22 protein-coding genes and 2 tRNA genes are annotated in these 20,775 nt (G+C 67.6%); 16 read left to right on the top strand and 8 right to left on the bottom strand.

Annotated elements, in window-relative coordinates:
* Positions 1–87 precede the first annotated feature (87 nt).
* Together ACO2SS_RS08395 and ACO2SS_RS08390 are read right to left on the bottom strand one after the other, a co-directional pair.
* On the bottom strand, positions 88–1,167 hold the full coding sequence (locus ACO2SS_RS08395) for a tartrate dehydrogenase (RefSeq protein WP_423277154.1): 1,080 nt from the start codon (positions 1,165–1,167) through the stop codon (positions 88–90).
* Positions 1,168–1,256: 89 nt separating this feature from the next.
* On the bottom strand, positions 1,257–1,745 hold the full coding sequence (locus ACO2SS_RS08390; protein WP_423277153.1) for an NUDIX domain-containing protein: 489 nt from the start codon (positions 1,743–1,745) through the stop codon (positions 1,257–1,259).
* A gap of 131 nt (positions 1,746–1,876) precedes the next feature.
* Between ACO2SS_RS08390 and ACO2SS_RS08385 the strand changes: the two genes are divergently transcribed.
* The 12 genes from ACO2SS_RS08385 to ACO2SS_RS08330 all read left to right on the top strand — a co-directional run bounded on the left by ACO2SS_RS08385 (position 1,877) and on the right by ACO2SS_RS08330 (position 10,603).
* A complete protein-coding gene (locus tag ACO2SS_RS08385) occupies positions 1,877–2,827 on the top strand; it encodes a hypothetical protein (RefSeq protein ID WP_423277152.1) in 951 nt (316 codons plus the stop codon).
* A 70-nt stretch (positions 2,828–2,897) separates the two neighbouring features.
* Positions 2,898–2,974 (top strand) — tRNA-His (locus ACO2SS_RS08380).
* Between the two features lie 156 nt (positions 2,975–3,130).
* On the top strand, positions 3,131–3,451 hold the full coding sequence (locus tag ACO2SS_RS08375) for a hypothetical protein (RefSeq protein WP_423277151.1): 321 nt from the start codon (positions 3,131–3,133) through the stop codon (positions 3,449–3,451).
* A gap of 96 nt (positions 3,452–3,547) precedes the next feature.
* Entirely contained in the window at positions 3,548–3,772 is a 225-nt protein-coding gene (locus ACO2SS_RS08370; RefSeq protein ID WP_423277150.1) for a hypothetical protein, read from the top strand.
* A 374-nt stretch (positions 3,773–4,146) separates the two neighbouring features.
* A complete protein-coding gene (locus ACO2SS_RS08365; RefSeq protein WP_423277149.1) occupies positions 4,147–4,335 on the top strand; it encodes a hypothetical protein in 189 nt (62 codons plus the stop codon).
* A 103-nt stretch (positions 4,336–4,438) separates the two neighbouring features.
* On the top strand, positions 4,439–4,720 hold the full coding sequence (locus ACO2SS_RS08360; RefSeq protein ID WP_423277148.1) for an acyl carrier protein: 282 nt from the start codon (positions 4,439–4,441) through the stop codon (positions 4,718–4,720).
* An 85-nt stretch (positions 4,721–4,805) separates the two neighbouring features.
* The gene (locus ACO2SS_RS08355) at positions 4,806–5,270 is read left to right on the top strand and encodes a 3-hydroxyacyl-ACP dehydratase FabZ family protein (protein ID WP_423277147.1); all 465 of its coding nucleotides are present in this window, start codon (positions 4,806–4,808) and stop codon (positions 5,268–5,270) included.
* Positions 5,267–6,400 (top strand): beta-ketoacyl-ACP synthase, encoded by a 1,134-nt coding sequence (locus tag ACO2SS_RS08350; RefSeq protein ID WP_423277146.1) that lies wholly within the window; start codon positions 5,267–5,269, stop codon positions 6,398–6,400. The genes ACO2SS_RS08355 and ACO2SS_RS08350 overlap by 4 nt, the downstream gene beginning before the upstream one ends.
* Positions 6,401–6,408: 8 nt before the next feature.
* Complete coding sequence (locus ACO2SS_RS08345) at positions 6,409–7,698, top strand: beta-ketoacyl-ACP synthase (RefSeq protein WP_423277145.1); 1,290 nt, start codon at positions 6,409–6,411, stop codon at positions 7,696–7,698.
* A complete protein-coding gene (locus ACO2SS_RS08340; RefSeq protein WP_423277144.1) occupies positions 7,695–8,459 on the top strand; it encodes an SDR family NAD(P)-dependent oxidoreductase in 765 nt (254 codons plus the stop codon). The genes ACO2SS_RS08345 and ACO2SS_RS08340 overlap by 4 nt, the downstream gene beginning before the upstream one ends.
* Positions 8,460–8,474: 15 nt before the next feature.
* On the top strand, positions 8,475–9,497 hold the full coding sequence (locus ACO2SS_RS08335) for a zinc-binding dehydrogenase (RefSeq protein WP_423277143.1): 1,023 nt from the start codon (positions 8,475–8,477) through the stop codon (positions 9,495–9,497).
* Positions 9,498–9,673: 176 nt separating this feature from the next.
* A complete protein-coding gene (locus ACO2SS_RS08330; protein WP_423277142.1) occupies positions 9,674–10,603 on the top strand; it encodes a lipid A biosynthesis lauroyl acyltransferase in 930 nt (309 codons plus the stop codon).
* A gap of 93 nt (positions 10,604–10,696) precedes the next feature.
* Here the strand turns inward: ACO2SS_RS08330 and ACO2SS_RS08325 are convergent, their stop codons facing one another.
* Genes ACO2SS_RS08325 through ggt form a run of 4 tightly spaced genes read right to left on the bottom strand, consistent with a single transcriptional unit; the run spans position 10,697 to position 14,516 of the window.
* The gene (locus tag ACO2SS_RS08325; RefSeq protein ID WP_423277141.1) at positions 10,697–11,305 is read right to left on the bottom strand and encodes a TPM domain-containing protein; all 609 of its coding nucleotides are present in this window, start codon (positions 11,303–11,305) and stop codon (positions 10,697–10,699) included.
* 1 nt (position 11,306) lies between these two features.
* The gene (locus tag ACO2SS_RS08320; RefSeq protein WP_423277181.1) at positions 11,307–12,128 is read right to left on the bottom strand and encodes a TPM domain-containing protein; all 822 of its coding nucleotides are present in this window, start codon (positions 12,126–12,128) and stop codon (positions 11,307–11,309) included.
* A 21-nt stretch (positions 12,129–12,149) separates the two neighbouring features.
* Positions 12,150–12,746: a LemA family protein gene (locus tag ACO2SS_RS08315; protein ID WP_423277140.1), complete on the bottom strand. Its 597-nt coding sequence runs from the start codon at positions 12,744–12,746 to the stop codon at positions 12,150–12,152.
* Between the two features lie 12 nt (positions 12,747–12,758).
* The gene (gene ggt, locus ACO2SS_RS08310) at positions 12,759–14,516 is read right to left on the bottom strand and encodes a gamma-glutamyltransferase (protein WP_423277139.1); all 1,758 of its coding nucleotides are present in this window, start codon (positions 14,514–14,516) and stop codon (positions 12,759–12,761) included.
* A 122-nt stretch (positions 14,517–14,638) separates the two neighbouring features.
* Between ggt and ACO2SS_RS08305 the strand changes: the two genes are divergently transcribed.
* The 4 genes from ACO2SS_RS08305 (at position 14,639) to ACO2SS_RS08290 (ending at position 17,764) form a co-directional block, all read left to right on the top strand.
* Positions 14,639–15,631 (top strand): Bug family tripartite tricarboxylate transporter substrate binding protein, encoded by a 993-nt coding sequence (locus ACO2SS_RS08305; RefSeq protein ID WP_423277138.1) that lies wholly within the window; start codon positions 14,639–14,641, stop codon positions 15,629–15,631.
* A 9-nt stretch (positions 15,632–15,640) separates the two neighbouring features.
* Complete coding sequence (locus ACO2SS_RS08300; protein WP_423277137.1) at positions 15,641–16,294, top strand: LysE family translocator; 654 nt, start codon at positions 15,641–15,643, stop codon at positions 16,292–16,294.
* A 137-nt stretch (positions 16,295–16,431) separates the two neighbouring features.
* A tRNA-Met gene (locus tag ACO2SS_RS08295) sits at positions 16,432–16,508 on the top strand.
* A 335-nt stretch (positions 16,509–16,843) separates the two neighbouring features.
* Positions 16,844–17,764: an alpha/beta fold hydrolase gene (locus tag ACO2SS_RS08290; protein WP_423277136.1), complete on the top strand. Its 921-nt coding sequence runs from the start codon at positions 16,844–16,846 to the stop codon at positions 17,762–17,764.
* A gap of 36 nt (positions 17,765–17,800) precedes the next feature.
* Here ACO2SS_RS08290 and hdhA read toward each other — a convergent pair whose 3' ends face one another.
* A complete protein-coding gene (gene hdhA / locus ACO2SS_RS08285) occupies positions 17,801–18,568 on the bottom strand; it encodes a 7-alpha-hydroxysteroid dehydrogenase (protein ID WP_423277135.1) in 768 nt (255 codons plus the stop codon).
* Positions 18,569–18,731: 163 nt separating this feature from the next.
* On the bottom strand, positions 18,732–20,654 hold the full coding sequence (locus ACO2SS_RS08280) for a heavy metal translocating P-type ATPase (protein ID WP_423277134.1): 1,923 nt from the start codon (positions 20,652–20,654) through the stop codon (positions 18,732–18,734).
* Positions 20,655–20,775 lie beyond the last annotated feature (121 nt).

Below are 20,775 nucleotides of genomic sequence, written 5' to 3'. Positions count from 1 at the left end.
AATGGCGGGATCCCGATAGTGACCAGCGCGGATAGCGGCGCCGTCGAGGACGATCCGGTCCGCGGTGGCGGACCGGCGCTCCACTGCTTAGCCGATCGCCTCTGCGACGGCCCGTCCGCAGGCCTCGGTATCGGCATTACCGCCGAGGTCCCGCGTGCGCAGTGTGCGTTCGGCCAGCACGCGCTCGATGCCGGCGACGATCTCGGCCGCCGCGTCAGTTTCGCCGAGATGTTCCAGCATCATGGCGCCAGACCAGATTTGGCCGATCGGGTTCGCGATCCCCTGTCCCGCGATGTCGGGCGCAGAGCCGTGCACGGGCTCGAACACGGAGGGATGCTCGCGAGTCGGGTTGATGTTGCCGGAGGGCGCGATGCCGATCGTTCCGGTGCAGGCCGGCCCGAGATCCGAGAGGATATCGCCGAAGAGGTTGGACGCGACGACCACATCGAAGCGGTCAGGGTTCAGGACGAAATGGGCCGTCAGGATGTCGATGTGGTACTTGTCCCAGCGCACGTCCGGGTAGCCGGCGGCCATCGCCTCGAGCCTCTCGTCCCAGTAGGGCATGGAGATCGAGATGCCGTTGGACTTGGTCGCCGCGGTCAGGTGCTTCTTCGGCCGGGACTTCGCGAGTTCGAAGGCGAATTTCAGGACCCGATCGACACCCGTCCGCGTGAAGACGGATTCCTGCAGAACGAACTCGCGGTCCGTCCCCGGGAAGGCGCGCCCGCCGATGGCTGAATACTCGCCCTCGGTGTTCTCGCGGACGACCCAGAAATCGATGTCGCCCGGCTCCCGGCCGGCGAGCGGGCACTTGACGCCCGGCATCAGCCGGACCGGGCGGAGATTGATGTACTGGTCGAACTCGCGCCGGAAGAGGAGGAGCGAGCCCCAGAGCGAGACGTGGTCGGGGATCTTCTCCGGCCAGCCGACTGCCCCGAAGAAGATGGCATCGTGCCGGCCGACCTGGTCCTTCCAATCCTCCGGCATCATCCGGCCGTGCTTGGCGTAGTAGTCGTAGGAGGCGAAATCGAACCAGTCGAGCTTCAGCTCGAAGCCGTGTCGCGCGGCGACCTTCTCCAGGACGCGCACGCCTTCCGGTACGACCTCCTTGCCGATCCCGTCTCCGGGGATGACCGCGACGCGATAGCTGCGCTTTCCGGGGGCCATCTTGGGTTTCCTCCGCCTTCGGGCCGGCGCGGCCCCTTGCTGGCCCACCGCTTCCGGCATCCGGAGCGTCGGGTCAACACGGCGTGGGCTCAGATCATCTGGAAGACGCCTGTTGCACGATAGAGCGCATAGGCATCGAGCGTCCGGCGCATGACGGGGAGGAGAGGCGGCAGGTCGTCCGGCGGGAACCAGCCGACTTTAAGGCTCTCCTCGTTGCCGGCGATCACAGCGCCCGTGAAGCGCCGCGCCGCGTAGAGCAGCGTGAAGTAGTGGCACTGGTCGCCGTTCGGATAGGTCCACACCTCGTGCGCCGGATCGCACGCGAAGCCGAACGGCTTGGGATCGACAACCTCGATTCCTGTCTCCTCCAGGGTCTCCCTGATCACCGTCTCGTCCGCCCCCTCCCCTTCATCCGGAACGCCGCCCGGCAGGCCCCAGAGACGATAGTCGGAGCGAAGCTGCAGAAGGATCGCGCCATCCCCACGCTCGACGACGATGCGCATCCCGGGAACCAGCAGCAAACGGCTTCCGACTGCCGCCCTCAGCCGGCCGAGATAGGAACTGGCGAAATCGGTCATGGCTTTGCGCCCGCAGGTTTCCGCTTCGTGGCCCGGAAGGTCACCCGACGGAACGCCGGATTCGCTTCGCGAAATCTAAGCTTGGGCGTACCATCCACAGAGACGCCCTGTCCTGCTCGTGGAGGTGAGGGATGGCTACGCTCAGCGACACCGTTGACGAGGTCGTCGCGGCTCACCCGTTCGCGATCGTCATGCGAGGGCATCGCGAGGCGCTGGTCGCTGCGCCCTGGTCAAGGTCCGCCCCATGGCTGCAGGCTGCCCGGCTTCGCTCCGAGGACGAGATCGGGCGTTGGGTTGCGTTGCAGGATCTCGGAAATGTCCTTCCGGACATCAGGCGGATGGTGGACGCCGAACCGAGTTGGTCCGACCAGGACGTCGTCCAGCTCTTCATTCGTCAGGCAGTTGCTGGCCGGATCTGCGCCGCGACCGCGCGCGAGCGGCGGGAATTCCGCATGCCGCCCCTCCTGGGTGGCTTCCCCACGCGATTCCAGCCCGCCGAGGTCGCCGCAGCCGTCAACTCCGCGGAGCTTCCAACGAAGATTCAGGCGGATTTCTGGAAGCCGCTTATCGAAGTCTGGCTGGACGACTACGCGGAGATGCCCGGCAGCACGTCGGATACCCTCGAGTTCAGCGATCACGGATATCGCTTCCTCTTCGACGTAGGAGCCTCCCGCACGGTCGTCGCGTTCGGGACGGCAGGTAAGAAGTCAGGCAAGCGCGACAGCAGCCGAATGGCAGGCTTCCTCGGCAAGGATCCGAGTGATGTCGCGAGCGAGTCCTGGCGAGATCGCTTCTTCCGCCTCTACGAGGGGAAGTACGATCGTGGCCACTTCATGAGCCACGGTCAGGGTGGTGGGCTGGACGCGAATCTATTCCCGCAACGCTCGGACGTGAACCAGGGGCACAGCGAGGCCGGGAAGAGCTACCGGAGCATGGAGAAGTTTGCTGCCGACAACGCCGGGACGCTCTGTTTCTCGCGCCCCGTCTACAGCGAGGACAGCTGGGTTCCCCTGGTGCTGGATTACGGATTGATCCCGAAGCACGGGCAGTTGCGGGCCGAGCGGTTCCAGAACCGCTATTGAGACCGCGGCAGACCTTGTGTTCCGAGGCCGAGGGCGATACATCGCCTACGCGCTCCTCAGAAGCGCCCGGGCCGCCGTAGCTCAGTTGGTTAGAGCACCAGATTGTGGATCTGGGGGTCCCCCGTTCGAGCCGGGGCGGCGGTACCACGTTTCCACCACACAGGCGGGTGTCGTTCTCCCACGGGAGACGAGAGGTTTACGTTCTCCATGCAAGCGTGGTGGCGGGCCGGGCCTGCCCTGGTCTGCGTATGGTACAGAACAAATGCCTCGCGGTTGCCTAGCCGCTTGAACCAGGAGCGTCAGATGGCGGGCAGCGCGGTTGGCTCGACACCTGCCGGTCAGTCCGGAGAGCGTCGCTCGGATGCCTTGGCGCTCCTTGACCGATGGATCGCGGAAGAGGGCGGACCTTCGGACTCGGACCTGCTCGGCCTTCCAGAGGAACCGACCCAGCGCCGACCGGCCCGTCGACGCCGCGATCTCTTTGAAGTGTCGGTAGCCGATTTCGCCACGCAGGCGCGCGCCGAGCCCTGGGGATTCTGGCGGGGCGTCATGCTGGGCTTTTGCGCGGGCGTGACGCTCACCTATGCCGCTGTCACAGGTGAACCGCTTTTCCGGATCGGATGACCCAGGGTCTCGGGGCCAACTCGGCACGCCGCCAAGCTGGTCCCCCTGCTGGTCTGGCTCTGGTACAAGGCCGTGGTCCTTCGGTAGACATACGGAATGTGCCCTTTTCCGGTGCTCATCGCCCTGACAGCCTACGCGGGCATCGGCGGGCCAAAGCCGATCTATGTGAATGCTTGTGCGATTACGGCGATCTCCTCCTTCAACGAGGAAGGCCGCCGCCCGGGAACGCTGATCGGCGTCAGCGGAGCGGCCCCGCTCAGCGTCGGAGAGCCCGTCGACGAGGTGCTGCGCCGCGTCCGCGAGGCTGATCGCCACCGATGACCAGCCCCCGCGAACAATCGGATCCACCTCTGGATTCGGACGAGGAGATCGAACTCCTTTCCCAATCGCCGGACTATGCGTGGCAAGCGATCCTCCGTCGCCTCGCATGGAGCGGGGTTGTCGCACTCTTGATTATTGGCGGGCTCTGGTTCGCATCAAGATGAATGCTGCCGATTATCATGCGTTAAGGCTTCTATCCTGGAGTTGAATCGTGCTGTCGCTTGCGCGATCGGCACGGAACCAGCGGGGATCTTCCTGCGTCTACGGATCAGTCGTGAATCCGCCGATCCGACTCGGAGACTTTTTCAAGGGCGTCTCTGATGCAGCGTGCAGCCCTGCCCGCCTCCGCAAACCCCGACGAGGATCGCGAGGCGATGCTCATCTGGCGCATCGAGCAGGAGCTGCGCGATTTCGGACCGGTGATCGAGCACGAGCCGGTCCTGCTCGAGGAGTTGAAAGACGACGAGGCGAGCGACTTGGTGGGGCCTGCTTTCGCCATCGCCACCGGAGCGGCGATTCTCGGATTGGCGCTTTTTGTCGCGAACCGTTTCCCCGGCTGGTAGGCAGGGCGCTCCTCGTCAGGTTGCTCGCGGGGAACCCGTCGTGTAATCCCTCGTCGACCCGAGCCCCGGACCGAACCGGCGGGGCTCACGAGAGATTCGAGTTATGTCGTCTACATTCGAGACGGTCGCGGGCATCATCTCCGAGACCGCCGACATCCCGCGCGAGAAGATTACCCCCGAGAGCCACGCGATCGACGATCTCGGGATCGACTCGCTCGCCTTCCTCGATATCGCTTTCGCAATCGACAAGGCGTTCGGCATCAAGCTCCCGCTCGAGCAGTGGACCCAGGAGGTGAACGAAGGGAAGACTCCCGCGGAGGAGTATTTCGTCATCCGCAATCTGGTCGCCCGCATTGACGCGCTCGTCGCGGCCAAGAACACCTGAAACGGTCCGCCGCGGTCCCGCTTTCGAGAAGGATCGCGCCTCTTCCTGCGCACGCTTAGTCCCCTACCGCCCGGTCCTCTGATCCATGCGCCTCGAATATTTCGAGATGATCGACCGGGTGGCCCGGCTAGACCGGGCTGAGAGGCGCATCGAGGCGCATTCGACGGTTCCGGACCATAGTCCGGTCTTCGAGGGTCACTTCCCGGATCATCCGCTCGTACCGGGTGTGCTTCTGACCGAGACGATGGCCCAAGCCTCGGGCTACCTCATCCTCGCCCTCACGGGCTTTGAGATGATGCCCTTCCTGATGGCCGTTGACCGCGCCCGATTCCGGGACTTCGTGCCGCCGGGCGCAGCTTTGGAGATCACAGCGCGGCTGGAGCATGAGGGTTCGGGCTACATGGCCACGAAGGCAAGCATCACCTCGGCCGGCAAGAAGATCGCCGATGCCGAGTTGCGGTTTCGCACTATGCCCTTTCCTCCAGGTTTGAGTGAGCGGATGAAGGATCAGGCGCGCCGCATCGGATTGCCGGCCGAGGCTTCGGCGTGACCCGGCCTGTCGTCGTCACGGGGATTGGACTCGTCTCCAGCGTCGGCGAGGGTGTCGCGGCGCACCTGCAGGCGCTCGCCTCTCCGGCCGGACAGCGGATCGATACGGACCGCTTCGCGCCTTACCCGGTCCATCCCATGCCGCCCATCGAGTGGGACCGGCACATCGCGAAGAAGTCCGACCAGCGGCAGATGGAGCCGTGGCAGCGCCTGGGCGTCTACACGGCCGGTCTCGCACTGGAAGCAGCGGGGCTGAAGGACGATGCCGAGGCGAAAGCCCGGATGCAGATGATCGTGGCGGCCGGCGGAGGCGAGCGCGACTATGCCGTCGACGGCCAGATCCTGACGGGACTGCGGAACGCCTCGGACCCGGGCGCCTTCCTGAACGAACGGCTGATGAGCGATCTTAGGCCGACGCTCTTCCTCGCTCAGCTCTCGAACCTGCTCGCCGGCAACATCTCGATCGTGCACGGCGTGACCGGCGCTTCGCGGACGTTCATGGGCGAGGAGATGTGCGGCGTCGACGCGCTCAGAATCGCCCAGGCCCGCATCGCCTCGGGCCAGGTCGATGCGATGCTGGTCGGCAGCTCCTACAATGCCGAGCGGGCCGATTCGATTCTGATCTTCGAGCTGGGCGGCTATCTCTGGAAGCAGCCTTTTGCACCCGTATGGGAGCGGCCCGAACGGGGTGGCGGGCTCATCCTGGGCTCGGCCGCCGCCTTCCTCGTGCTCGAGTCTCACGAGCACGCGGCGAGGCGCGGCGCGGCGATCCAGGCCGAGCTCAAACCTGTGCAGGCCGCTCGAACCCGTCGGGACAGAGAGGCCGTCGCATCGACCCTGGAGCGCCTCTGGCGCGAATCCGGGATCGGCCCGGACGCGATCGTCCTTTCGGGCGCAACGGGCGTTGCCGGGGCGACCGAGGAGGAGCGGAGCGCCCTCTCTGCCCTTGCTCCTCAGAGCAAACTGCATGCGCTCGGCGACCTTCTTGGTCATCCGCTCGAGGCGACGGCGCCGGTCGGGGCTGCGATAGCCGCAGCGCTCGTTGCAGCGGACCACTCATCGGAGGCGGTCGCCACCGCGATAGGCCACCGCAGGGGCGAAGGCTTGGTGCGGATGGTGCGGGCGCAGTAGAACGCGACATGGCACAGGCTGAGACCGACAAATTCGGGCGTCCGCTCGTCGTCGTGACGGGCATGGGCGTCGTGACCTCGCTCGGGCGGGGGCAGGACGAGAACTGGGCCGCCCTGACGGCCGGGCGTTCGGGCATCCACGAGATTCGGCGCTTCTCGACCGAGAACCTGCGCACCCGTATCGCCGGGACCGTGGATTTCGAGCCAGTAGAGCCGTTCTGCGCGCCCATGCTCTCGGAGCGTCTCGCCGAGTTGGCGGCCGGAGAGGCCGTCGCGCAGGCCGCGTTCGCTCGGACCGGCGAGTTCCCAGGGCCTCTTTTTGTTGCGGTCCCTCCCGTCGAAGTCGAATGGCCTCAGCGCGAGGCTCTCGCCGCGGCGGCGAGTTCAGGCGACGAAGCGAGCATCACCTACTCTCAACTCCTGGCCGGAGCCGCGACCCGTCGCTTCGATGCCTGGCATGATCTCTTCACCTTCGGAACGGTCGCCGACCGCATCGCCGATCGGTTCGGCACACTCGGCTCGCCGATCTCGCTCTCGACGGCATGTTCGTCGGGCGCGACCGCGATCCAGCTTGGCGTGGAGGCAATCCGGCGCGGCGAAGCGGAAGCCGCGCTCTGCATCGGGACCGACGGTTCCGTGAACCCGGAATCTCTGATCCGGTTCTCCCTCCTGTCCGCCCTTTCGACGCAGAACACGCCTCCCGAAGGCGCAGCGAAGCCGTTCTCCAAGAATCGCGACGGCTTCGTCATGGGTGAAGGCGCGGCAGCGCTCGTGCTTGAGAGCGCCGCCTCTGCGAGGGCGCGCGGCGCTCGCATCCTCGGCTACGTGCTCGGCTGCGGGGAGAAAGGCGACGGCTTTCACCGTACCCGCTCCAGCCCGGACGGCGCTCCGATCATTGCCGCCATCCGGGAGGCGATCGAGGATGCCGGCCTCAGCCCGGATGACATCGACTACGTCAACGCGCACGGCACCGGCACGCCCGAGAACGACAAGATGGAGGCGCTCGGCTGCATGAAGGTCATGGGCGAGCGCATGGGCGCGGTGCCGATCTCGTCCAACAAATCGATGATCGGCCACACGCTCACCGCAGCTGGAGCGGTCGAGGCCGTGATGTCGCTGCTCACCATCACGAACGGGCGCCTGCCGCCCACCATCAACTATGCGGTTCCCGATCCGGCGATTCCGCTCGACGTCGTCCCGAACGCGGCGCGTGATTCGCAGGTCCGTTTTGTCTTGTCGAACTCCTTCGGCTTCGGCGGCCAGAATACCTGCCTCGTCCTCGGGGCAGAGCCCAAGTGAGCGCCGGTTCCGAGCAGCGGCGCGTCCTCGTCACAGGTGGAGGCCGGGGCGTCGGCGCCGCGATCGTGACCGCACTGGCGGGTGCAGGCTTCGCTGTCGATTTCACTTATCGCAACTCGGCCGAGGAAGCCGCTCGACTCACGGAGACCCTCGCCGCCTCCCATCCCGACGTGGCGATCCGGGCAAGGAAGCTGGATCTCTCCAACAAGACCGCACTTGAGGACTTCGCGACCGAGATCGAGGCCGAGACCTGGTTCGGTCTCGTCCACAATGCCGGTCAGCCCTACGACGCGCTCACGGCCATGATCGCGCAGGACAAGGCCGAAGCCGCCATGCAGGTGAACTTCTGGTCCCTGACCCGCCTGGCGAAAGCCGTCATGCGCGGCATGCTGCGCGCCCGCGAGGGACGCATCGTCGCGATCGGGTCCGTCGCAGCCTTGCAGGCGAATGCGGGCAATGCCGCCTACGCGGCTTCAAAGGGCGCCCTCCTCTCCTATTGCCGCACACTAGCGATCGAGACCGCCAAGCGCGGGATCGCGGTGAACTACGTTGCGCCAGGTTTCATCGATACCGAGATGATGGCTGGCTACGCCGCCCATCGGCCGCAGATGGAGAAGCAGATCCCGGCCGGCCGCTTCGCCCGGCCGCAGGAAATCGCGGCGCTGGTCGGCTTTCTCCTGACGCCGCCGGCAGCCTACATCACCGGCGCGGTCCTCCCCGTCGATGGCGGCCTCACCGCGATGCTCGGCGTGCATCGCTGAGAAGGCCCGATCAGAATGAAAGCTCTCCAACTCTTTGGCGATCGCGACCTGCGCCTCACAGAGGTCGATCCGCCTCCCCCGCCGGGGCCCGGCGAGGTTCAGATCCGCGTCAAAGCCGTCGGCCTGAACCATATCGATGTATGGGGCTTCCGGGGCATGGCGTTCGCCCGGCGGAAGCTGCCGGTCGTGGTCGGCGCCGAGGCGTCGGGCGAGATCGCGGCCGTCGGGCAAGACGTCGCCTCGCTTTCACCCGGCCAGCGGGTCGTCATGTACGGCGCCCTGATCTGCGGGCGCTGCCGCGCCTGCCGCGAGGGCCGCGACAACCTCTGCGAGGAGGTGGGCGGCATCATGGGGTTTCACCTTGACGGCTTCTCGCGCGAGCTCGTGAACATGCCGGCCCGGCTGGTGCTGCGGATCCCGGATGCGGTCTCGTTCGAGGACGCGGCCTGCGCGCCGATCGCCTTCGGGACCGTCCAGCACATGCTGTTCGATAACGCTCGCCTGGAGCCGGGCGAGACGATCCTCGTCCATGCCGGCGGCTCGGGCATCGGCACGGCGGCGATCCGGATGGCAAAGGCGATCGGCTGCACGGTCTTCACCACCGTCGGGGACGACGAGAAGGGCAAGAAGGCGCGTGACCTCGGGGCCGATCACGTCATCAATTACCGGGCCGAGCGTTTCGAGGGCGAGGTTCGCCGGCTGACGAAAAGGCGCGGCGTCGATGTCGTCTTCGAGCATGTCGGCGCCGAGACCTGGAACGGCAGCCTGCTCTGCCTCAAGCGGGGCGGCCGCCTGGTGACCTGTGGTTCGACCTCCGGTGTCTCCACCTCGATGAACCTGATGCAGCTGTTCCAGCAGCAATACCGCATTACCGGTTCGTTTGGCTGCCGCATGGCCAACATCACGGATTCGCTCGCCAAGATGGAAGGCGGCCTGAAGCCGGTCCTCGACGAGGTCCTTCCGGTCGCAGAGTTTTCGCGGGGCCTCGAGAAGCTCGAATCGCGGCGCGTGTTCGGGAAGATCATCGCGACGCTCTGAACCCCGCCGCCCGGCGCGCTCCCGTCTTGCCGCGCGCGTCGGCTTGCCCCGCGGCCGTGCTTCGGCGTAAGCGGGTCCATCGCGTTCATCCATGCGGATTGCGGCCCGTGACGGGCCCGCCAGGGCGTTCTCTTTTGAGGGAAGCCACTCCCCGGCACGGTACTCAGATTTCGACAATGTCCCGCTCACGTACCGGATTCCGAGCCATCAAGTCTCGTGTGCTCGGCGCCATCATGGCCACCGCCGTGCGGGGCGTTTTCGGCTTCGCGCGCCTCCTCGGCCCTGAGCGGTCGAGCGATCTCGGCGCCTGGCTCGCCCGCACCGTCGGGCCCCTTCTGCCGCAGCACCGGATTGCGCTCGCGAACCTTCGCGCTGTCTTCCCTGAGATGAGCGAGGCCGAGCGCATCCGCATCGCGCGGAGCGCCTGGGCGAATCTGGGTCGCACGGGCGCTGAATACGCTCATCTCGGCAAGCTCTTCGACTACGATCCCGAGGCACCGGCGCCTGGCCGCGTCGAGGTGGTCGGCATCGAGCATTTCCTGAAGCTGCGAGACGACGGCCTTCCGGGGATCATCTTCTCGGCCCATCTCGGAAATTGGGAGCTGCCCGCCATCTGCGCCGCCCGGTTCGGGCTCGACGCGACGGCCATCTTCCGGCCGCCGAACGATCCGGCGGCGGCGCGGCTCGTTTACGAAGTTCGATCCGGCACGATGGGCGGCCTGACGGCATCCTCCGGTGGCGGCGCGGCTTTTGCGATCGCCGGAGTGCTGGAGCGTGGCGGCCATCTCGGCCAGCTCATCGACCAGCACTTCACGCGGGGCGTGGTGACGACGTTCATGGGAAGGCCGGCGCTCACGAACCCGCTCCTCGCCAAGCTCGCCCGCCACCATGATTGCCCCGTTCACGGAGTTCGGGTGGTCCGCCTGCAGGGTCATCGCTTCCGCCTGGAACTCACCCCGCCGGTTGATCTGCCCCGCGACGAGGAGGGGCGGATCGACGTGGCGCGGGCGACGCAGGTCATGACCTCGATCGTCGAGGAATGGGTCCGCGAGAACCCGGGACAGTGGCTCTGGATGCATCGCCGCTGGCGCGTGAGCGGGAAATAGGGCGTTTTCCGACGTTCGGTCTCGCGAGCGGCGGAAGCTGATCGCGCTGCGGTTCGCCGAACCGTCCCGAACGGATCCAGGCTCAGGAGGGCGTCAAAGCAGGACGACCCTGTTGGGCAGTTCGTCCGCGTCGCGCTCCTCCACGGGTGCGTGCCGGGCGAGGAGCACCCCGATCCCCTGGACGGCCTCCACCAGCCCCTGCGTCCGCGCGTTGCGGGCAAATGCGGCGATGAGCCGTTCGATTATGCCGCGCCATTCCGCCTCGCCGACGCGCCCCGAAATCGCGAGGTCACCGATGACCTCCGCATGGTGCTCGGCTGCCGACACGAAGAGGAGAACGCCGGTACGCCCGCGGGTATCGGCCATGCCGCGCGCGAGCCATTCGTGCTGGGCCGCCTCCCGGGCGCGGGCCCGCCTGATCGGACCAGGCACGAGGCGGAGCCGCAGCGGCATCCAGGCGCCGAGCGCGAGGACGAGAATCGCGATGCCGAGCTGGACGGAGAAGATGCGAACGGGGCCGAGCTCGGTCCAGAGGATGAGCGGCCACGGAGCGGCTAGCACCGCAACCAGCGCGTACAGGAAGGGAATGGCCCGGTAGCCGCTCGCCTGGCGCGCTACGACGACGACGATCTCGCCGGCCGTGCGCTGCTCCGCCTCGCGGATTGCGGCCTCGACGCGCAGGCGCTCCTCTTCGCTCAGCATCTCACCATGATCCCGAAGCCCCCCCGCCGCCGGAGGAGCCTCCCCCGCCGGAAAAGCCGCCGCCGAACCCACCCCCGAAGCCTCCGCCGCCCGAGAAGCCGCCGCCCCAGCCTCCCCCGCTTGGAACCGGCATGACGACCCAGGATCCACCCCGGCGGCGATGGGAGCGGGACGACCCGCCGCCTCCGCCCCGGAAGAAGGCCCGCACGATGATGATCAGGATCACGACCATGACGATGATCGTGATCCAGTCGATCTCGGATTGATCGTCAGCGCGAACCTTCGCGCGGCGCTGCCATTCCTCGGCGTCGCCCGTGAGAATCGCGAGGATCGCGTCGACGCCCGCATCGATCCCGCCGGCGAAATCCCCCTGCTTGAAGCGGGGCGCGATGGCTGTCCGGATGATCACGCCGGACAAAGCGTCGGTCAGCGCGCCTTCGAGACCGTAGCCGACCTCGATCCGGACCTTGCGCTCGTTCGGCGCGACCAGGAGCAGCGCGCCGTTGTTCTTGTCCTTCTGCCCGAGCTGCCAGTGGCGATAGAGGCGGTTGCCATAATCCTCGACGCTCGTTCCGCCGAGCGAGGGCACGGTCGCGACGACGACCTGATCCGACGTCTTGTCTTCATGCGCCTTGAGCTTCGCTTCGAGGGCGGCGCGCTGCTCCGGGCTAAGCAGGTTCGCGGCATCCACCACGCGGCCGGTGGGGGCGGGAAAACCTTGCGCAAGCGCGTGAACCGCAACCCCGCAGACCAGCAGCAGGCCGAGCGCCAGCACCGCCAGCATGCGGCGCGGCATCTGGGCGACCAAGCCCGGCCTTAGCAGAGCCACTTCCAGGCTCGCAGGCTAGAACTTCACCTGCGGCGGCCGGTCCGAGCCTTGCGTGGCGGTGAAAACCTCCATCGGCTTCGCGTCCGGATAGAGGATGGCGGCGATCCACCGCCCGGGTATCGTACGAAGCTCCGTATTGTAGGCCTGCACCGTCTGGATGTAGTCCCGGCGCGCAACCGCGATGCGGTTCTCCGTCCCCTCCAGCTGCGATTGCAGGGCCAGGAAGTTCTGGTTGGACTTCAGGTCCGGATAGCGCTCGACCGTGACGAGCAGGCGCCCCAGTGCGCCGGACAGCTGGTTCTGCGCGTCCTGGAATTCCTTGAACTTGGCCGGATCCGTGATGGTCGAGGCATCAACCTTCACGCTCGCCGCCTTCGCGCGGGCCTCGGTGACCTCGGTCAGGACCTCCCGTTCCTGCTGGGCATAGCCTTTGACGGTTTCGACCAGGTTCGGGATGAGGTCGGCCCGCCGCTGGTACTGGTTCTGCACCTCGCCCCATGCCGCATTGGCGCGCTCCTGCAGGGTCGGCACATTGTTGATCCCGCAGCCGGCCAGGACGAGGCTGAGAAGCCCGGCCAGGAGGCCGATGCGAATGCCCGATGCAGCAGCCATGATGTTCCCTTCTCAATAGCCTTCGGCGAGCGTGCCCCGCTGCCGGGGATCGGCAGCGCCGGCCAGGCCCTCCGGCGTGACGACGATCGAATTAGCGGATCCCGACGTCGAGCCCACCACCACGCGATGCCCTTTTTCCCGCAGAAGACGCAACGTGTCGGGCGATAGGCCGGTTTCGACCAGCAGCGCATCCGGCCGCCATTGATGGTGGATGCGCGGCGCGGCCACAGCCTCGGCGATGTTCAGCCCGAAATCCACGGACCCGAGGATCACCTGGAGGACAGTCGTGATGATGCGGCTGCCGCCGGGGCTCCCGGTCGCCATGACCAGCCTTCCATCGCGGAACAGGAAGGTCGGCGTCATGGACGAGAGCGGGCGCGCACCGGGCGCAACGCTGTTCGCCTCCCCGCCGACGAGGCCGTAGGCATTGGTCGCCCCTGGTTTCGCCGCGAAGTCATCCATCTCGTTGTTGAGGAGGATGCCGGTTCCTTCCGCCACCAGACCGAGCCCGTAAGAGAAATTCAGCGTGTAGGTGTTGGCGACCGCATTGCCCTGCCCGTCCACGACGGAGAAGTGGGTCGTCTGGTCCGGTTCGAAGGGCAGCGGATCGCCGGCCGCCACCTCGTCGGCAGGTCGGGCTCGGGCAGGGTCGACCCGGGCCCGCAGCCTCGCCGCGTACTCCTTCGAGAGAAGGCCGGAGACGGGGATCTTCACCCGGTCGGGGTCACCCAGCCACGCCGCGCGGTCCGCATAGGCCGGCTTCATGGCCTCGGCCATCAGATGGATCGCCTCCGCGCTGCCGCCGCCCAGAGCCGCGAGATCGAACCCCTCGAGCGTGTTGAGGATCTCGATGAGGTGGACGCCACCGGAGCTCGGCGGGGGCATCGAGACGACCTCATAACCCCGATAGGTGCCACGAACCGGATTCCGCACGAGCGGCGCATAGCGGGCGAGATCATCCGCCGTCATCACGCCGCCCGCTTTGCGCACGGCGTCGGCGATCCTGGATCCGGTCTCCCCCTCGTAGAAGGCCTTCGGACCGCCCTTCGCGATCGTGGCCAGCGTATCGGCGAGATCCCGCTGGACGAGACGCTCACCCCGGCCGAGCGGGCGGTCCCCCGCGAAGAAGACCGCGCGCGTGGCCGGGAAACGTCCGAGCCGCCCGGCGGCCCCCGGCAGCGAATCCGCCAGGTCGTCCTCGACCTCGAACCCATCGCGGGCGAGGCTTTCGGCCGGCGCGATCAGGTCCGCGAGCGTAAACCGGCCGGAGCCGAAGCGCTCGCGGGCTAGGGCGAGGCCCGCAACAGTCCCGGGCACGCCGACCGAGAGCCCGCTGTCCCGGGATTTTCGGGGATCCGGCTCGCCTCCCGAGTCAAGGAACATGTCGCGGGTCGCGGCGGCCGGCGCGGTCTCCCGATAGTCGATCGCGACCGTCTCGTTCCGATCGGCGAGATGAACCAGCATGAAGCCGCCGCCGCCGAGATTGCCGGCGCGGGGCAGCGTCGCGGCGAGCGCGAAGCCGACGGCAACGGCTGCATCGACCGCGTTTCCGCCCCGGCGAAGGATGTCGACGCCGATCCGGGTCGCCTTCGCCTCCTGCGAGGAGACCATCCCGTTGCGGGCGATCGCCGGCAGGAGCCGCGCCCTGTCGGACAGGATCGTGGCAGGCCCGGGGGCAGGCATCCCCGGAGGCGCTCCTTGCGCCAGGGCGCCCGACGCCCAGGCGGCCAGGGGGAGCACGAGCGCGAGCCTGCTCAGCATCTGTCGCATGCCACGATGTCCCCTGCTGGCCTTCAAAAGCTGGACCACCCCGAGGCGCTCATTTAAGCCCCGGCCGGTCCCGCCGGAAGCCGGCCTCACGGGTTACGGTCGACTGGACAGGAGAGAATGGGATGATCGATCGCCGACGCATGCTCGCGGGAGGGGCGGGAGCGGCCGCGGCTCTCGCCATGGCCAGACCCGCCTCGGCCCAGTCCTGGTCGCCGAGCCGCACGGTCACGATCGTGGTGCCCTATCCGGCAGGCGGCGCCGTCGACGTGCTCGCCAGGATCGTGGCCGAGGGCATCCAAGGCCCGCTCGGACAATCGGTCGTCGTCGAGAACCAGCCTGGCGCCTCCGGCGCGCTCGGCACACGCCGTGTCGCGCGTGCAGAGCCGGACGGCCACACGCTCGTCCTGTCCACCAACCAGACGCACGCGACCAACATTTCGCTGCTGCCGGATGGGGGCGGCTACGACCCGGTGAAGGATTTCGCGACCCTCGGCGGCCTCGCCGACCTGCAGCATCTCCTGGTGGTCCGGAAGGATCTCGCCGCGGCGAACGTCGCGGAGTTGCTCGCGCTCGCCCGGACTGGCGGCAAGGAGCTGACCTGTGCGTCCACCGGCCTCGGCTCGGCCTCGCACCTCACGATGGAGCTCTTCAAGGCGAAGACAGGTATCGCCCTCGTCCACGTGCCTTATCGCGGCGCGGCGCCGATGCTGCAGGACCTGATGGGCGGGCGTGTGGACATGAGCTTCGCCACCGTCCCGACGGTGCTGGGACAGGTCCAGGGGCAGGAGTTGCGCGCCCTCGCGGTCGCCTCGCCTCGCACCTCCCCTCACCTGCCGAGCCTGCCGACGCTGTCGGGCGCCGGCGTTGCCGGTGTCGAGGCGGATGCCTGGTGTGCGATCTTCGCGCCGGCCGGCATCGCCCCGGCGATCCGCGACCGCTACCGCGACCTCATCAAGGCCGCGCTGGAGAAACCGGAAGTGCAGGCGAACATCGCCAAGCAGGGCATGAGCCTGAACTGGCGCGAGCCCGATGCGTTCGGCGCCTTCCAGCGCGAGGACGTGGCTCGTTGGGCCGAAATCATCAAGGCCGCCAAGGTCGAACCCTTGAAGCCCTGAGGAACGCCCATGCCTTCGCTCATGGAGTTCGTCCCGGCCCCGGGCGTCCTCGCGACCTACACGCTCGCCTGCTTCGTGCTGTTCATCACGCCCGGGCCGGACATGAGCCTGTTCCTGGCAAAGACGATCACCGGCGGGCGCCGCGCGGGCCTTCTCGCGATGCTCGGCACGATGGCCGGCTGCTGCATCCACACGGTGCTGGCCGCGATCGGCGTCTCGGCGCTACTCGCCGCGTCCGAGACGGCCTTCATGGTGCTCAAGATCGTCGGCGCCGGGTACCTCCTCTGGCTCGCCGTGGATGCCGTGCGCCATGGCTCGGCACTCCGCCTCCGCGATACGGGCCGGCAGGAGCTCTCGGCCTGGCGCACCTTCCTGCTCGGCTTCGGGGTCAATCTGACGAACCCGAAGATCGTGCTCTTCTTCGTGACCTTCCTGCCGCAATTCGTGAACCCCGGAAACGCGAACGCCGCCGGCCAGCTCCTCTTCCTCGGCCTCTATTTCGTCGTGTTCTCGACGCCGCTCGCAGCCCTGCTGGTCCTAGGGGCGGAGCGCACCATCGGCATCCTGACGCGCCACCCGCGCGTGATGCGCGGCATCGACTACACCTTTGCGGGTGTCTTCGGCATCTTCGCCCTGCGCATCGCCACGATGCCTGGCCGATAGGGCAGTTCCAGGTGCTGCCCGCGGCGAGATCGCGCCTGCCTCGTCAGGCGCGCCACAGCGGGCAAATCGGCAGCTTCCATTCTTGACAGGAAGCGCCGGCCGTCCCTATACGGCGCCTCCCGGTTTTCACCGCGGACGGCGGAGTAGCTCAGCTGGTTAGAGCAGAGGAATCATAATCCTTGTGTCGGGGGTTCGAGTCCCTCCTCCGCTACCATTCCTGCATTGACGCTGTTGCCCTTTAGGGGCGAGCTCCGCTTTTACAGCAGGGCGTCGACGCGGACCGAGACGTCGATTTCAGCAAAGCTTTGAGAACGGCCACCCTGGTGAAGGGATGGCGGTTCGCATCCGCTGCCTGCCGTCATCGGCCATGAGGCCGGTCGGGTCGGCCAGCCCAGCGCGCGTCCGAGCGCGACTGTCTCTCGGCGATTGCAGCCGTGATGCGCTCCCTTCCCGTTGAACCGAGACGCGACTGCGCGACCCGAGCCGGGTGCGCCTGCCCGATCCCCCTCCCAAAGCGTTGAGGAGGTGCATGAGGAGCGGAATCCCGCCATGGGCGCAGCACCGAAGAGCGCAGCCGCCGCGCCGATCCCCTACACAACGGCCACGACCACCTACCGAACGGTGGCGGTGGAGGGCCTGGACCTGTTCTACCGCGAAGCTGGGCCCGAGGACGCGCCGGTGATCGTCCTGCTGCACGGGTATCCCTCCTCCTCGCGCATGTGGGATGGCCTGATCCCCCTCCTCGCCGACCGGTACCGCCTGATCGCGCCCGATTATCCTGGATTTGGGCACAGCGGCGCGCCATCGCCGGATCGGTACCGCTACACCTTCGACCACTTGGCGGAATCGATCGCAGCTTTGCTGCGGGAGCTGGGCGTCGGCCGCCACACGCTCTTCATGCAGGATTACGGCGGGCCGGTCGGTTTTCGCATGGCCATTGCCGCGCCTGAGAGCGTGGAGGCGATGATCATCCAGAACGCCAATGCCTATGAGGAAGGGCTCGGCGCGAAATGGGCCGGCATCGCGAGATACTGGGCGGATCCTGCCGGTCACCCCGAGCAGGTCGAGGCGTTCGTTGGGCTTGAGGGCACGAAGCAGCGGCACCTGGGCACAAGTCGCCATCCGGAGCGCTACAATCCGGACAGCTGGACCGATGAGTTCGCCCGCCTGTTGCGTCCAGGGCAGCGGGGGATCCAGGCCGCCCTGCTCTACGATTATCGCACCAACGTCGCTTCCTATCCCCGCTGGCAGGCGTGGCTGCGCGAGCGCAAGCCGCCGATGCTCATCCTATGGGGCCGCTACGATCCCTCGTTCATCGTGCCGGGCGCCCATGCCTACAAGCGCGACGTGCCGTCGGCCGAGCTCCACATCCTCGATGCTGGCCATTTCGCGCTCGACGAGAAGACCGAGGAAGTGGCGCAACTGACCCGCACGTTCATGGCCCGGCTTCACCACCGACCGGCTTCTTGATGACGACCGCCAAGGCCGCTCCGAGGGGCCCCGCCGTCAGTTCAGCTCCTGCACGCCGCCGCCCGAGACCGTGAGGATCTGCCCGCTGATCCAGGATGCCGCCGGGGAGCACAGGAACAGGGCCGCGTTCGCGATGTCCTGCGGCTCACCGAGGCGGCCGAGCGGGGTATGACGCAGCATCGCCTTCTCGACTTCGGGCGTGAGCACGCTCGAAAGAGCGTCGGTGCGGATTGCGCCAGGGGCGATCGCGTTCACGCGGATGCCCTGAGGGCCAAGGTCGAAAGCCATGTTGCGGGTCAGGTGGTTCACGGCTGCCTTCGACGAGCCGTAGGAGGTCATCCGCACGTTCCGGTTCTCGCCCGCCATGGAGGAGATGTTGAGGATCGCGCCACAGCCCTTCGCCGCCATGTGCGGCGCAGCGAGCTGGGCTAGGCGGAAAAGCGAGAACACGTTGAGCTCGAACGCCCGACGGAAATCCTCCATGGGCATGTCGAAGGGCTTGGGGCCACCGCCGCCAGCATTGTTGACGAGGATCGTCAGGCTCCCGAAGCCATCCACGGCCTTCCGGACAGCAGCCTGCAGGTCGGCTTCCTTCGTAACGTTGCAGGGTGTGTCCTCGGCCTGCCCCCCGGCCTGCCTGATCTCCGCCGCAACCCGGCCGGCAGCGTCGGCATTGAGGTCGCTCACCACGACGGCGGCGCCTGCCTCGCCGAAGGTCAGGGCGATGCCGCGGCCGATACCCGCTCCCGCGCCGGTGACCAGCGCCACGTCCCCGTCCAGTCGAAACTGTCTCGGATCGAACATGCCCGCGCTCCGTGCACCTGGGAGCGGAGCACACGCGCCTTCGTATGCGCCTGCCCAGTTCCGGGAGATCGATCCGTCCGACCTTTTGTTCCGACAACTGGGGCCCCAGTCTGGCGCCCCAGTAGACCTACGCCGTCCCCGATCTGCAGCGCGTTCCTGGGAATTATTCGCTATCGGGCAAGCGCGTCCCTGTGGGGCTCAGCTGCCTAACGGCACCGGCCTGAGAGGTCGTCTCATCGCCCTTGAGCGCCCTCAACGCGTTCAGGATCACGATGACGTCGATGACTTCCTGAATGAGCGCACCCTGGACCGGCGTGAGGTAGCCGAACGCCGCCGCGATCATCCCGCCCCCCGACATCAGGAGGCCGGCCCAGACGCTCTGCAGGGCGATGTGCCTCGCATTCCGGGCGATCGTGATCGCCGGCAGCAGCCGGTCGAGTTCGTCCACCAGGATTACGACGTCCGCAGCCTGCGCCGATGCGGCCGCGCCTCTAGCGCCCAGCGCGACCCCGAGGTCGGCGGCAGCGAGCGCCGGCGCGTCATTGACGCCGTCGCCCACCATCATGACGGGTCCATGGTTCCGCTCCGCCTTGACCGCCGCAAGCTTGTCCTCAGGGGTGAGCTCACCAACCGCGAGATCCACCGGCAGGCCCGCAGTGACGGCCTTTACGACCTCGCGCCGATCACCGGAGGCGACCACGATCCTCCTGATCCCGATGCTGCGAAGTGCCGCCAGCAGGCGCACCGCCTCGCTCCGCAGCGCGTCCGCGAAGATCAGCGTACCCGCCCAGCTTCCATCGACGGCGACCGCAACCCTGCTTGCCCCCGGCTCGGGCGATCCGCTCCGGCCGATCTCCGCGCCTGAACGCCTCCCGACGAATGTCGGCCCGCCGACGACGACCGCTCGTCCGTCCACCTCGCCCGCGAGACCCTCGCCTGGACTCTCGATCACCGCCGAAGGCACCGAGAGCCGGAGGCCTTTCTCGTGAGCCGCGGCGACGAGCGCCTGCGCGGTGACGTGGCTGGATGCCTGGTCGAGGGAGGCGGCGAGGCGCAGGACGTCTTCGCCCGACCAACCGGCAGCCGCATCGCTCCCGACCAGCCGGGCTGTGCCGTGGGTCAGGGTTCCGGTCTTATCGAGAACGACGGTGCGAACGCGCGAGAGGGTTTCGAGCGCCCGCCCGCCCTTAACCAGGATCCCGACCCTCGCCGCGCGCGCGATCCCGCAAACGATCGCAACCGGTACGGCGAGGATCAAGGGACAAGGCGTCGCCACGACCAGCACGGCAAGGCCGCGGGTCGGCTCCCCCGTCCAGAACCACGCGCCGCCCGCCAGGGCGATCGTGGCAGCCAGGAAGACCATCGCGAACCGGTCCGCGAGGCGCGACATCGCGGCTTTCGATCGCTGCGCCGCCTCGATCATCGCTACGATGGCCGCGTAGGTGCTGTCGGCGGCCCGCAGGGAAGCCGTGAGGTCGAAGACATCCCCGGCATTCGTCGCGCCACTGAGGACGGAGCCCCCCGGCCCGACCCGCGCCGGCAGCGTCTCCCCAGTGATGGCGGAGAGGTCGAGAACGGCCACGCCGCTCTCCACGGTGCCGTCCACGGGAACCATCTCGCCCCGGCGCACGAGAAGACGATCACCCGGGACCACCGCGTCGATCTGCACAGTCTCGAGGCGGCCGTCCACGTAGCGCATCGCGGTTCGCGGCATGCGCTCGAGAAGCGCCGTCATGCTGCGGGTGGCACGGCGCTCGGCGAAGGCTTCAAGCGCCTGCCCGCCAGCATACATCAGCGCCACGACGGCGGCGGCGAGCGCTTCTCCGAAGATGAGCGCAACCGTCATGGAAAGCGCAGCCACGATATCGAGGCCAAGCTCGCCGCGACGCAGGCTGGAGACGATCTCTACCAGCAGCGCTGCGAGGACGGGCACGGTTCCCGCTGTCCATAGCGGTGCGGCCCAGTCCGCCTCGCCGAGGAACTGGGCGGCGAGGCCGCCGGCAAGCCCCGCGAGCGCGACTGCGATCAGGGCTAGCCGCAGGACATGTCTGCCCGAGATCGGGGGTCGGTGCTGGACGGAAGACATTGCAGCCTCTTCGGCCGCAAGAGGCGCATTCATCTTGACCTGGATCAAGGCGGGTTCTGCAGCACGAAATTCGGGAATGAGCCCGGCGGCCATGAGCGGGGGCCCGGTCGTTGGGGCCGGC

The sequence above is a fragment of the Enterovirga sp. CN4-39 genome (genome assembly GCF_049446235.1).
Taxonomy (GTDB): Bacteria; Pseudomonadota; Alphaproteobacteria; order Rhizobiales; family Beijerinckiaceae; genus Enterovirga.
Note: the sequence above shows the minus strand (reverse complement) of the source record. Positions and strands in the feature narration are given on the sequence as shown.